This window comes from Bradyrhizobium sp., assembly GCF_016219575.1.
GTDB lineage: Bacteria > Pseudomonadota > Alphaproteobacteria > Rhizobiales > Xanthobacteraceae > Bradyrhizobium.
In genome coordinates, this window is the sequence record NZ_JACRMG010000027.1 from 162,937 (window position 1) to 174,670 (window position 11,734).

The following is an 11,734-nucleotide window of genomic DNA, read 5'->3' on the forward strand; positions in this document are numbered from 1 at the left end:
TTCGTGGCTCGGCGGCGCGGTTCCGGCGGTCATTTCTGCGCCTGTCCGGTGAGTTTCAGACTGCCGAAATAGGCGGCAAGCGCAGCGATCTCTTCCAGCGAAAGGCTGTGCGAGATCGTTCGCATCGTCTCGTTGTCGCGTTGCCCTTCCTTGTAGGAGGTGATCACGGCAATGAACTGGTCCTCGGGCCAGGCTACGATGGAGGGCACGCCGCCGATACTGCGGCCGGAAATCTGATGACAGGTCGTACACTGGGCCGAAAGATATTCGCCAAGCTCCCTGTCGCCCTTCACCTCGGCGGATACTGCGGCTTGCGCGAATCCGGGCGCCGTCAGGAGCGTCGCCGCCAACGACCCGGCCCTGGCAAGCCTTCGATATCCGTCAGCAAGCATCAGTCGACCTTCGGGCCCTTCTTCCCGTCCTCCGGCGTGACATCGAGAACCGATGCGCGCCCCGTGATCTTCGCCTCCGCCTTGCAGTTCGTCATGCAGGGCTTCGGATTCCAGAACTGCTTTTCGACCTTCTCGCGGTCATCGTCATAGAACCCGCCTGCGTTCGGCAACTTTACACCGGCAAAGTTCTCCTTCGACAGCGTAAAATCCTCCTTGACGACGTCGTTCATGAACATCAGGTAGGCGACGATAGCATATACCTCGTTCGGTTCGAGCGAGCGGGCGTTGCCATACGGCATCGCGCGCTGGATGTAGTCGAACGCCGTCGATGCATAGGGCCAGAACGAGCCGACGGTCTTCTCCGGACTCTCCTTCTTGAGGGTTCCGGCGCCGCCTGCCAGAACCGGCCAGCGGCCGGCACCCTCGCCGAATTCTCCGTGACAGGACGCGCAGCGTTCGAGATAGAGCTTCTCGCCCTCCTTGGCGCTACCCTTGCCGGCAGGAAGCCCCTGGCCGTCGGGACGGACATCCCGGTCCCAGGCCGCGACTTCGTCGGGATGCGCTTCACGGCCGAGATTGAGCTTTCCCGCCATCGCCGGAGCTATGACGAGGCACAATCCGGCAAGCGCCGCAGCAATCCTAGGATACTTCGACATTCTCGGTTTCGCCATTTGCCTTGACCAGCCAGGTCTGGATGCCGTTGTTGTGATAGATCGAGTTGGTTCCGCGAACTTGTCTCAGCTCGGATTTCGTCGGCTGCACGTAGCCGGTGTCGTCGACTGCGCGCGACTGCACGAGAAGCTCCTGGCCGCCCCAGTCGAAATCCACATAGAAGCGCGTCAACGACAGCGGCGTCGGCGTGCCGTCGATCCGCGCAGATCGCCAATTGCGACCGCCGTCCAGCGACACATCGACGCGCCTGATCGTGCCTCGTCCGCTCCACGCCAGTCCGGAAAGGGTGTTCGGCCCCTTGAACCGCAGCGGCGCCTGCGGACTGGGATTGGTGACCACGGACTTGGCGTCCATGATGAAGGTGAAGCGGCGCGACCGCCCGTCCGCCAGCAGGTCCGTGTACTTGGAAGTTTCCTCACGGTGGTGCCAGGGCTGATCGCCGACCTCGATGCGGCGCAGCCACTTCACCCACATGTTGCCTTCCCAGCCGGGAACGACGATGCGCAGCGGATAGCCCTGTTCCGGCCGCAAGGCCTCGCCGTTCATTGCCCAGACGAGCAGGCAGTCGTTGAGCGCCTTTTCGATCGGAATCGACCGTGTCATTGCGGCGGCGTCCGCGCCCTCGACGAGCAGCCACTTGCCGTTGTTCTTCAGGCCGGCTTCCTCGAGGACCGCCTTCAGCGGGATGCCGGTATAGACGACATTGTGGACCATGCCGTGGGTGAACTGGGCGCCGTTCAACTGCGCGCCGCGCCATTCCATCCCGGAATTCGCCGCACATTCGAGGAAATAGGTGCGACTGACCCGGCCCGGAAAGCGCTTGAGATCCGCGAGCGTGAAGACCATCGGCTTGTCGACGAGCCCGTTGATCATGAGACGGTGCTTGCCGGGATCGATCTCGGCGACGCCGGAATGGTGGCGCTCGAAGCACAACCCGCTCGGGGTGATCGTTCCATCGAGCTCGTGCAGCGGCGTGAAACTGACCGACGACTCCCTGGAGGCCGTCAGCCACTCCACATCGCGCCGGATCACGTGCTTCTCGAATTTTGACGGCTGGCCGTAGGGCTTGGCGACCACACCGTCGCCCAGATAACGCGCGGCATCCTGGATCTCGGTGATCAGCGGATCGGGCTTCTGCGGCGGCGCCGCGCGAACGGCAGATGCGCCGAGCGCCAGGCCGCCGGCCGCAAGCCCCGCAGACCTGATCAGTTGACGCCGGTTCACCGAACGAAGGTTTCCTTCATCGCCCATGTGCTTCTTCTTTCTCTGGTCGCTCGATCGTCACGTTCCCGATACCCGCACGGCCGCATTCTCCTTGAGCTGGATCGTCTTTTGCGCGCTGACATGGCTGCGCAAGACATCCCAGATCGGCGGCCCCTGCGTGCCTTCGTTGATGCTGGCCCAGCCGGCGACGACGTACGATTTCTTCGCGTCGATCGGCTGGCCCGTCTTCAGGTGGGTGAGATTGGAGATTCGATCGCCGGCGGGCTTTGAAACGTCGATGGCGTAGCCCATGCCGCCGACGCGGACCATGTCGCCGCCGCCCTGGAAATAGGGATCGGGATGGAAGATGTTGTCGGCGACGTCTTCAAGGATGAGCTTGAGCTGCTCGCCGGTCATTTGCTGGCGATAGCACGCGGGATAGGTCATCGCCGTCGCATTGGTGATGGCCTCCCAGGTGATGGCATCGCCGGGCAGCAGCGTGCCGCCCCAGCGGAATCCCGGAGACAGCGAAATCTCGGCATCGCGCTGCGTCAGCATGGCGTCGCAAATCAGGTCGTCGAACGTTCCGTTGAAATTGCCGCGCCGGAACAGCAGAGAATCGGTTCGCCCGATCACGGTGGCGAGTTCGGCGGCGTAGGGCGCCCGGATCTTCTCCACCAGCGCCTTCATGGCGGGATCGGGCGCGATGGCGTCCGAAAACACCGGCATCAGCTTGAAGCGGATATCCGTCACGCGCTTGTCCTTCACGGCGAGATCGAGCCGGGAAACGAACTTGCCGTGCGATCCGGAAGCCGCGAGAACGGTATTGCCGACCTTCACGAGCTCGGGCAGCGCATCGTGGGTGTGAGACGTCAGGATGACGTCGATGCCCTTCACTCGGGTCGCAAGCTTGCGGTCGACATCGAATCCATTGTGCGACAGCAGCACGACCACATCCGCCCCTTCCGCACGGGATTGATCGACCTGCTTCTGCATTTCGTCTTCACGGATGCCGAACTCCCATTTCGGGAACATCCATCGCGGATTGGCGACGGCGGTTCGCGGCAGCGCCTGACCGATCACGGCGATCTTCGCACCGCCACGCTCGAACATCTTGCGTGCCTCGAAAACGGGTTCCTGCCACTCGCTGTCACGAACGTTCTGGGCCAGAAATGCGAACGGCGCCTTGTCGGCGATTTCCTTGACCCGTTCCGCGCCAAGGGTGAATTCCCAATGCGCCGTCATCGCGTCGGTCTTGAGCGCGGACATGACGTCGACCATGTCCTGGCCCTTGGTCTGCAACGCGCTCCATGAGCCCTGCCAGGTGTCGCCACCGTCGAGCAGCAGCACCTTGTCGGCGCCGCGCTCCGCGCGGACTGCCGCAACCAGCGTCGCGACGCGGTCAAGCCCGCCCATGCGGCCATAGGTCCTGGCCAGCGACGTGAAGTCGTCGGCCGTCAGCGCGTGAGCGTCTGCCGAACCATTCGCAATCCTGTAATAGCTCCGGAACGCCTGATCCGTCAGATGCGGCGGCTGCGCCTTGACATCGCCGACCCCGAGATTGATCGAGGGTTCGCGGAAATAGAGCGGAACGAGCTGGGCGTGAATATCCGTCACGTGCAGAAGCGTGACGGTCCCGAGCGGATCGAATTTGAGGATATCGGCCTGGGTCAGCTTCTGCTGCGCAGCGACCCGCCCCAGCGGCCCGAGCCCCGAAGCCGCAACGATCGCGGAGGCAGCCGCCGTCGCTTGCAGGAAATCCCTTCTGGAGATCATGCTTTCCATCCCGATGCGCTCCGGGGAGCGCGCTTGTCTGTCAAAACTGCCGGTTGTCCGGCCTTGGCTACGGTCGAAAGACTAGCCGACCGTCATCTTGTTTTTCGCGACGTATTCCGAACCGTCGTCGTCTTTCCAGACGAGCGTGAACTCGCCGGACTCGGTCGCCTTGTAGAAGAACGACTGATAGGGATTGGCGGAGATGGCGGGATGCCAGGTCGCCTCGAAGATCACCTTGTCGTTGAACTTCGCGGTGAAGGTGTTGATGATCTTTCGCGGAATCGTTTTCCCCGAGGCATCCTTGCGCTGCCCCGACTCCATGTCGTGGGAAATGAGCGTCTTGATTTCGATGATTTCCCCGGGCTTCGCCTGAGCCGGGATGCGAACACGCGGTTGACTTGCCATCTCGTTTCCTTGCCTGGTTCAGGTTGATGTGGATTCCGTCAGCCGCCGCAGCCGCCGATCGTCACCTTGACCTGGGACTTCGTCATGTAGAGGGAGCCATTGGACATCTCCGCGATGCAGATGATGTCCTGGGTCTGCGCGAGCCGCATTCGCGTGGCGGCGAACGCCTTGCCGCAAGCGGGCGTGAACTTGTAGCTGACGACGTTGGGAAGCGGATTGCCTTCGGCAAAGACGTGGACGGCCTTGACGTAGTCGGCGTCCGTCATCGGGCTCTCGACCTCGACATTGATGGGAACGACGAGCCCGTTCTCGGCGATTTCGGGAACGTCGAGCTTGATCTTGCCGCTGCCGAACTTCTTCTCGCCGTACAGCTTGGCGATGGCGGAAGCCACCTCGTCCGGCGTTGCATCCGCACGGCCGGCCGCCACGATCACAGCGAGACTTGCGAATCCCGCAAGCCTCAGCGCATCGCGCCGCGAATATTCCGATGACACGACGTGCATCGCCATCTCCTTAGGTTTCCTGAAGCCTGCGGCTTGTCCCGCCGGAATCATTTATCTTGACGGCCACGGCCGCGACTGCTCATTATTCCAACATATCATTATATTCTTTTTTATGAATGTAAAGCCTGCTTAAGTCGAACAGCTATCGAAATAAGGTCGCGCAAGACGACCCGAAAGGTGGAGGAAAGCGATGAATCGCCCCGGAATCGGGCTTGCGGCCTGCATGACAGTGCTTGCCGCCCTGTGGACAACAGCCGGCCGAGCCCAGGATGCGGCGGAGAAGGAGATCGAGAAATACCGGGCAATGATCTCCGACCCGATGTCGAATCCCGGCTATCTCGCCGTCGATCGCGGCGAGGCGCTGTGGCGGGAGAAGCGCGGAGCCAAGGGCGTCTCGCTCGAAGGCTGCGATCTCGGCCTCGGTGCGGGCAAGCTCGACGGCGCGTTTGCGAAATTACCGCGTTACTTCAAGGATGCCGACCGCGTAATGGATCTCGAGCAGCGGCTGTTGTGGTGCATGCAGAACCTGCAGGAACTCGACACCAAGGACGTCGTCGCCCGCCGCTTCTCCGGACCGGGAAGACAATCCGACATGGAGGACCTGGTCGCTTTCATCGCCAACAAATCCAACGGCATGAAGATCGACATTCCGCTGAGCCATCCGAAAGAGCAGGAAGCCGCGGCCGTCGGCGAGGAAATGTTCTACCGCCGCGGCGGGGTGAACGATTTTTCCTGTGCGACCTGCCATGCCGAAGACGGCAAGCGCATCCGCCTGCAGGGGCTGCCGAACTTCGCCAAGCCCGGACAGGCTCCGCGCGAGACCATGGCAAGCTGGCCGACCTATCGCGTGTCGCAGGGCGCGCTGCGCACGATGCAGCATCGCCTGTGGGATTGTTACCGGCAACAACGATGGCCGATCCCGGAATACGGCTCCGACGGCATCACCGCGCTGACGGTGTTCCTGCAGAAGCAGGCCGCGGGCGGCGAAATCAACGTTCCCTCGATCAAGCGATGAGGACATGACGATGAAGCGCATCATTGCTCCCGCACTCCTCGGTATTGCCCTCTCCGTCCCGGCCGTTGCCGGCGCCGCCGCGCAGACCGCGGCAAAGCCGGTCGATCCCGCCCTTGTCGACAAATTTCTCGCCTCCACCTTCGGCAAGGCGCCGGCCGAATGGCAGGCCCGTATCCAGCCCGACGAGACGCTGCAGGCCTGCAACAAGTTCCGCAACGACGTCCCCTCGGCCGAAGCCGAAAAGATCACGGCACGGGAAATGGCGCGCGTGGTGTATCCGGCGGACGGCAAGCTGCTCGGCGACTGGAAGCAAGGCAGGAAGATCGCCAATGACGGGCGCGGCAACCAGTTCTCCGATCCGCCGACAATAGCCAGTGGCGGCAACTGCTATGCCTGTCACCAGATGGAGGCGAGCGAGCTGAGCTACGGGACGCTGGGGCCCAGCCTGACGAACTATGGCAAGGACAGGAAGTTTGATCCCGAGGAGATCAAGCGCACCTGGGCCAGGGTCTACGACTCGCAGTCGCAGGTGGCCTGCTCGAACATGCCGCGGTTCGGGGCCAACAAGGTGCTCACGGAAGCGCAGATCAGGGACATCATCGCTTTCCTGTTCGATCCGGAATCGTCCATCAACAAATAAGGCAGGGGAGCGCGATCCCCCTGCCTGCGATCACGACTCGCGGCTGAACAGCCGGCTGACATTGCGCGAGATCAGCGTGCCCGGCGTTTCGTCCATCAGGAACGCGATGCCGAGCCGCGCGCCCGCGATGATGCCGATGACGGAAAGCGGCCATGACAGGGCGAGCATCGACCCCGCGGTGATGCCCTGCCCGATCGTGCAACCGCCGGCGAGGATACCGCCCACGCCCATCAACCCGGCACCAACCAGATGACGCCGCATTTCGCGGTCGTCGTCGAACGCCTCCCAGCGGAACTCACGGGCGAAGAGCGCCGCGAGGTATGCACCAAGCACGGTCCCGATCACGCTGCCGACGCCGAAATCGGCGAAGGCCTGCGCGTTCAGCAACCCGGCGAACACCGCCTTGCCGACCGTCGATACGAAGGTGAGGCTTTGCGGACGGGCTGGGCCCGAGAACTCGTCATGCAGGAACGAGGTGAGAAACCACCCGGCCGTCACCAGCAGCCCGAGCACCACGCCAGCCGCGAGAAGCCGCGGCGTCCGCCGCAGCCTCGCATCGCGCACCGCAAGCAGACACAGCGCGATGCCGAATACCGCGGCGATCAATGGTCTCAGCTCGATGCCTGCCGCGCGCGAAACCAGCGCGGCGATGTCGGTGCCGGCTTCGGGAAGGCTCACCGAAACCCGCTCGAGAAAAATGATGCGAAAATCGGCGAAGATCCCGCGCAGCATGGCGTAGGCCGCCGCACCCAGGATGACGATCACGACCAGACCGCGCAGGTCGCCCGTTCCAAGCCGCACCAGCGAGCCCATGCCGCAGGTGCCGACCAGCGCCATGCCGACACCGAACGCGACGCTGCCGATCACGATCGAGAGCAGCGGCAGCGCGGCGGGTGCGTAGGTCGTCTCGGCCGGGCTGACCATTCCGGCGAGCACGAGGGCCTGCGTGCCCAGGAGCGCAATGCCGAGCGCCAGCGCGAACACGCGCAGGCGGCGGCTATCGCCGCCCATGAGAAAATCCTCGATCGCACCGAAGCTGCACAGTCTCGACCGCTGAATGGCGAAGCCGAGCACCGTGCCCACCGCAAGTCCGCTCAATGCCTGCACCCAGGCCGACGTCAGCTGCACGGATCCCTCCATCGCGGCGCAGAGGCAGCGGCGCGCCGCACGGTGGCCGCGCTACTTCTTCTGCGGATCGGGATCGATCGCGCAGAAGATATCGTAGATCACGGCGATGAGCCGGCGAACATCGTCGTTGGCGAGGCTGTAATAGATCGTCTTGCCGTCGCGTCTTGTATCGACCATGCCGTCATAGCGAAGCCTCGCGAGCTGCTGCGACACCGCCGATTGCCGAAGCGACAGGATGTTCTCGAGCTCCGTGACGGACCGCTCGCGCTCGGCGAGCAGGCAAAGCAGCAGCAGCCGGCTTTCGTGCGACAGCGCCTTGAGGAAATTGCTCGCCTTCCGCGCTTTTCGCATCAAGAGGTCGAGTTCGGGCGAATATTCGGCGCCTTCCCGAAGCTCGGTCTCGATGTCAGATGAAAGAATGGAGGTCATAAGGTCCCTTCGCCGGCTCCGCGCCGACAGGATTGCGTCGCCGCAAATATATACACGAATTCGCATATATGCGAAAGAGGCCTGTACGGCATGGCTCCCTGCGGGAATCCAGGGCTCAAGAGAGGCTGGCGGTTTTCGACGGTGGAGCCGCGGCGTGCGCGGCATCCGGAAGGGCCGCCGAGGGTTCGGCCGCTCGCGCGTTCGCCTCGCTGCGCCGCCGCGCCTCCGCCTCGATCAGGTCGACGAGTTCCGGCCGCCGGCCGGCCAGTTCGCGAAGATCGGCGACGTCGAGAACGAGCAGGACGCTCGGCTCGGTGGCAACGACCGTGGCCGAGCGCGGCGCGTCGAACAAGAGCGCCATCTCGCCGAAGAAACTGCCGGGCCGCAGCACGACCGGCTCGGCCAGCTGCACGGTCGCTTCGCCCGAAACGAGGAAGTACATGGTGTCGCCGGGATCGCCCTTGCGGATGATGACGGTGCCCTGACCGACGTCGCGCGATTCCAGCAACCTCACGATATCGGCAACGGTCGCCGCGCCGAGCTTCTGGAAGAACGGGACGTTCGCAACCAGATCCCAGGTGTGGAGAAAATGCCGGCGATGCAGTTCTTCGGCAAAGGCGGTTGCGACGATGCCGGCCCACAGCGCGAACATGACGACGCCGCCGACCATGACCCAGCCGCCGAGCAGCCGGCCCCACAGGGAGACCGGCACAACGTCGCCATAGCCGGTGGTGGTGATGGTCACGATCGCCCACCACATCGCGCGCGGTATGCTGCCAAAGGCTTCCGGCTGGCTTTGCCGTTCGAATACGAAGGCCAGCGTCGACGCCGCGAAGAATATCGCGATGAACAGGCTGACCATGCTGAGCAGCGCCGTTCGGCTGCGCTGCATCACGCGCCAGAACAGCGCGAGCCCGGCGGTGTGGCGGATGTAGCGCAGCGACCAGACCAGCGCGAACAGCAGGGCATCTTCCGGATGCGAGGTGACGAGCCATCCGAACGGCAGGGAAAGCACCGAGGCGAGATCGATCAGTCCCTCGGCGGAAGCGAGATTGGCCAAACGCAATTCCAGCCCGTGCAGGCGCCAGAGATTCAGGACGACTCTGAGGGTGATCGCCGCCCAGACCGCGATCACGATCCCGCCGAGCAACCGGTGCGCCTGATCGCCGATGGCAGGCGACGTGTCCACGATCATCGCAAGCAGGCCGATGGTCGTGAGACCATTGGACAGCGCCGGCGCGACCATCGACCAGAGACCGTTAATCATTCGAATCCGCTTGAATCACGCAGGCGTTGACGTGTCGTGCGCTGCACGATTGCGCAGTGCGGCGATCCGGGCCTTGACCCGCATCAATGAGTCCCCGATACAGCCAACCTACTAGCTGTATCGCAACGATCGGAAAATCCTCAATGGCCACGTTCCAGCTGAGCCTGACCTCTCCCGAAAAGCTGCTGTTCGAGGAGCAGGTCGATCAGGTCGACCTGCCCGGGGCCGAAGGCGACCTGGGCGTGCTCGCAGGCCATGCGCCGATCGTGGCGCTGCTGCGCCCGGGGCTCATCACCGCGAGCGCGGGCGCCGAGCGCGAGACATTCGTGGTGCTCGGCGGCATCGCGGAATTCTCCAACGAAAGGCTGACCATTCTCGCCGAATTCGCCGCGCACATTGCCGAGCTCGACGTCGCCGAACTGGAGGCCCGGATCGCCGAGATGGAAGAGGGCCTCGCCGGGATGCCGGTCAGCGACGAACTCGATCGCGCCGTCGCCAGGCTCGATCACTACAAATCGATCCAGGCCAGCCTGGCCGCAGCCACGGCCTTCTAGAGTCGGTTCTGATTGAATCAGAACCGAAGCTCTAGATTCTTGATTTGACGCGTTTTCTTCACGCGAACCGGTAATCCACTTCGCTTGAAAACGCTCTAGCACCCACCGCGAACCGACGGCGGCGGCCGGAAAAGCCATCGCGCGACAGCACTGGATCGGTGCTGCCGCGCGGAAACCGTTGAGAAGGCGTGACCCTAGCGCGAGATGGCTTTCCTACGAGTCACCATCTCCCCCCCTCCGGATGATGATGCCCGGAAGGAGGCGGTTTGCCACCACCGCCGCCGCCACCGCCACCGCCGCCGGACAGACCGCCGGCAATGCCGATGCCGATGCCGATCGCGGCGCCGATGGCTTCCGGAGGAATTCCCTGCTCTTTCTGCGCAGCCGGCGTGGCGGTCTTACGTTGCTTGGGCGGAGCTTCGACGGCCCGCTTCTTGGTCGGCTCCTCGGTCCGCTTCCTGAGCTGTTGCGGCTCGGGGCACGGGCACATCGGGCCAAGTGACGCAAGCGTGGCCGCCGGCGCACCGAACTCGCGGTTGGTAACGCGCACCTGCAGCTTGCGCGCCGTCACCGCCAGGTCGCTGGTCGGATAGGTCGTCAGGAAGGTTTGATAAGAAGCCGCCGTGTTGACCGCAACCGCGGTTGCCCACGCCTGCATGATGTAGCGGCGCTCCAGCAGCGAACGCGCCCGCACGTTATAGGGCGGTTGCGCGAACAGGGCGACGAACGCCTCATAGGCCGGCACGGTGTCCTCGGCGACGACGAGCTGATAGGCAATTTTCGGATCCTTGCCCTTCAGGTCCTTGCGCCAGTCCTCGACGCTGCGCTTGACCGACGGCTGCTTCGGCCCGCCAGCCTTGGCCTGATCCGTTCCGGGCTTGCCGGCCTGATCGCCGAAGAACCTGAAATCCGTCGTCAAAGACGAGCTTTCCCAGGGAATCTGGCGGCCCTCGGTGGCGTCGTTGACTGCGACACGTACGCGCTTGAAGGCTTCCTCGATCGGAAGGTTCGGCTCCTTGGCGACCGAGAGCAGCGCCGTGGTGTAGGGGCTGTTCTCGCCCGAGCCGTCCTCGGCCACCGCGCCCGGCGAGGTCGAATAGGAGATGAACGAACCGGCGGCACCCGCCTTGGTGTCGACGATCGCAAGCCCGTGGCCCGTGGAAGAGCCTATCCCGGGGAAGGGATTGTTGCGGCAGGCATCGAGCATGATGATGCGCATGCGCGTCGGCAACGCGCCCAGCGTATTCATGACGTCGTTGAGCCGCACTGCCTGCAAGGGAATGTCGGTCTCGCGCTTGGGATCGACGTCGACCGGGACCAGATAGTTCTCGCCGTCTACTTGCAGGCCGTGGCCGGCATAGAACATCAGCGCTACCGTATCGGGTCCGTTTGCCGCAATCTTCGCCGCGAAATCGCCGACGGCCTCGCGCAACTGATTCTGCGTCAGGTCGGCCGTCGATGTCACTTCGAAGCCGGCATTGCCGAGCATCTCCGTCATCTTCTTCGCGTCGTTGCTGGGGTTCGGAAGCGCCACCACCGAACGATAGGCCGATTGTCCGACCACCAGCGCGAGGCGCTTTTCCGCATGTGCTGCCGAAACGGCTGCCAGCAGCAAGCTCGTGGCGATCAACGATGACTTGCGCAAGTTTGAGATCGAATACATGGCATCACCCGCCCTGAGGGTTTGATTGATGTTCCGGTTACCATGCGCGGTTCCACGCAGATTGACCTGTCTCAATTTTCCCGATGC

At 63.6% G+C, this 11,734-nt stretch carries 13 protein-coding genes; 3 read left to right on the forward strand and 10 right to left on the reverse strand.

Features of this window, described 5'->3' with window-relative positions:
• Positions 1–29 precede the first annotated feature (29 nt).
• The 6 genes from HZB49_RS21310 to soxY all read right to left on the reverse strand — a co-directional run bounded on the left by HZB49_RS21310 (position 30) and on the right by soxY (position 4,951).
• On the reverse strand, positions 30–350 hold the full coding sequence (locus tag HZB49_RS21310; RefSeq protein WP_291614962.1) for a c-type cytochrome: 321 nt from the start codon (positions 348–350) through the stop codon (positions 30–32).
• A gap of 41 nt (positions 351–391) precedes the next feature.
• Complete coding sequence (locus HZB49_RS21315) at positions 392–1,048, reverse strand: cytochrome c (protein ID WP_291614964.1); 657 nt, start codon at positions 1,046–1,048, stop codon at positions 392–394.
• A complete protein-coding gene (soxC, locus tag HZB49_RS21320) occupies positions 1,032–2,315 on the reverse strand; it encodes a sulfite dehydrogenase (protein WP_291614966.1) in 1,284 nt (427 codons plus the stop codon). Before soxC ends, HZB49_RS21315 begins: the two co-directional genes overlap by 17 nt.
• Before the next feature lie 30 nt (positions 2,316–2,345).
• Positions 2,346–4,043: a thiosulfohydrolase SoxB gene (gene soxB / locus HZB49_RS21325; RefSeq protein WP_291614968.1), complete on the reverse strand. Its 1,698-nt coding sequence runs from the start codon at positions 4,041–4,043 to the stop codon at positions 2,346–2,348.
• An 81-nt stretch (positions 4,044–4,124) separates the two neighbouring features.
• A complete protein-coding gene (gene soxZ / locus HZB49_RS21330) occupies positions 4,125–4,448 on the reverse strand; it encodes a thiosulfate oxidation carrier complex protein SoxZ (protein ID WP_291614970.1) in 324 nt (107 codons plus the stop codon).
• 38 nt (positions 4,449–4,486) lie between these two features.
• Positions 4,487–4,951: a thiosulfate oxidation carrier protein SoxY gene (gene soxY / locus HZB49_RS21335; protein WP_291615068.1), complete on the reverse strand. Its 465-nt coding sequence runs from the start codon at positions 4,949–4,951 to the stop codon at positions 4,487–4,489.
• A 223-nt stretch (positions 4,952–5,174) separates the two neighbouring features.
• Here soxY and soxA point away from each other — a divergent pair, with 223 nt between their 5' ends.
• Both soxA and soxX read left to right on the forward strand, forming a co-directional pair.
• On the forward strand, positions 5,175–5,966 hold the full coding sequence (gene soxA, locus HZB49_RS21340) for a sulfur oxidation c-type cytochrome SoxA (RefSeq protein WP_291615070.1): 792 nt from the start codon (positions 5,175–5,177) through the stop codon (positions 5,964–5,966).
• Between the two features lie 10 nt (positions 5,967–5,976).
• Positions 5,977–6,606 carry a sulfur oxidation c-type cytochrome SoxX gene (soxX, locus tag HZB49_RS21345; protein WP_291614973.1) on the forward strand — a complete coding sequence of 210 codons (630 nt, stop codon included), beginning with the start codon at positions 5,977–5,979 and terminating at the stop codon, positions 6,604–6,606.
• Positions 6,607–6,636: 30 nt separating this feature from the next.
• Here soxX and HZB49_RS21350 read toward each other — a convergent pair whose 3' ends face one another.
• From HZB49_RS21350 to HZB49_RS21360, 3 genes are all read right to left on the reverse strand, one after another.
• Positions 6,637–7,734, reverse strand: coding sequence for a YeeE/YedE family protein (locus HZB49_RS21350; protein WP_291614975.1), 1,098 nt, complete (start codon positions 7,732–7,734; stop codon positions 6,637–6,639).
• Between the two features lie 51 nt (positions 7,735–7,785).
• Positions 7,786–8,163: a metalloregulator ArsR/SmtB family transcription factor gene (locus HZB49_RS21355; protein ID WP_291614977.1), complete on the reverse strand. Its 378-nt coding sequence runs from the start codon at positions 8,161–8,163 to the stop codon at positions 7,786–7,788.
• A gap of 115 nt (positions 8,164–8,278) precedes the next feature.
• On the reverse strand, positions 8,279–9,430 hold the full coding sequence (locus HZB49_RS21360) for a cyclic nucleotide-gated ion channel (protein ID WP_291614979.1): 1,152 nt from the start codon (positions 9,428–9,430) through the stop codon (positions 8,279–8,281).
• A gap of 143 nt (positions 9,431–9,573) precedes the next feature.
• Between HZB49_RS21360 and HZB49_RS21365 the strand changes: the two genes are divergently transcribed.
• Entirely contained in the window at positions 9,574–9,984 is a 411-nt protein-coding gene (locus tag HZB49_RS21365) for a F0F1 ATP synthase subunit epsilon (protein ID WP_291614981.1), read from the forward strand.
• Positions 9,985–10,204: 220 nt separating this feature from the next.
• On the opposite strand, the gene HZB49_RS21370 is transcribed toward HZB49_RS21365, so the two are convergent.
• On the reverse strand, positions 10,205–11,647 hold the full coding sequence (locus HZB49_RS21370) for a caspase family protein (RefSeq protein ID WP_291614982.1): 1,443 nt from the start codon (positions 11,645–11,647) through the stop codon (positions 10,205–10,207).
• Between the last annotated feature and the right edge of the window lie 87 nt (positions 11,648–11,734).

What these genes read in the sequence shown, in the direction of transcription:
- HZB49_RS21365 (WP_291614981.1), top strand. Translation starts at nt 9,574, where the DNA reads ATGGCCACGTTCCAGCTGAGCCTGACCTCTCCCGAAAAGCTGCTGTTC.
- soxX (WP_291614973.1), top strand. Translation starts at nt 5,977, where the DNA reads ATGAAGCGCATCATTGCTCCCGCACTCCTCGGTATTGCCCTCTCCGTC.
- HZB49_RS21355 (WP_291614977.1), bottom strand. Translation starts at nt 8,163, where the DNA reads ATGACCTCCATTCTTTCATCTGACATCGAGACCGAGCTTCGGGAAGGC.
- soxY (WP_291615068.1), bottom strand. Translation starts at nt 4,951, where the DNA reads ATGCACGTCGTGTCATCGGAATATTCGCGGCGCGATGCGCTGAGGCTT.
- soxC (WP_291614966.1), bottom strand. Translation starts at nt 2,315, where the DNA reads ATGGGCGATGAAGGAAACCTTCGTTCGGTGAACCGGCGTCAACTGATC.
- HZB49_RS21370 (WP_291614982.1), bottom strand. Translation starts at nt 11,647, where the DNA reads ATGTATTCGATCTCAAACTTGCGCAAGTCATCGTTGATCGCCACGAGC.
- soxA (WP_291615070.1), top strand. Translation starts at nt 5,175, where the DNA reads ATGACAGTGCTTGCCGCCCTGTGGACAACAGCCGGCCGAGCCCAGGAT.
- soxB (WP_291614968.1), bottom strand. Translation starts at nt 4,043, where the DNA reads ATGATCTCCAGAAGGGATTTCCTGCAAGCGACGGCGGCTGCCTCCGCG.
- soxZ (WP_291614970.1), bottom strand. Translation starts at nt 4,448, where the DNA reads ATGGCAAGTCAACCGCGTGTTCGCATCCCGGCTCAGGCGAAGCCCGGG.
- HZB49_RS21315 (WP_291614964.1), bottom strand. Translation starts at nt 1,048, where the DNA reads ATGTCGAAGTATCCTAGGATTGCTGCGGCGCTTGCCGGATTGTGCCTC.
- HZB49_RS21360 (WP_291614979.1), bottom strand. Translation starts at nt 9,430, where the DNA reads ATGATTAACGGTCTCTGGTCGATGGTCGCGCCGGCGCTGTCCAATGGT.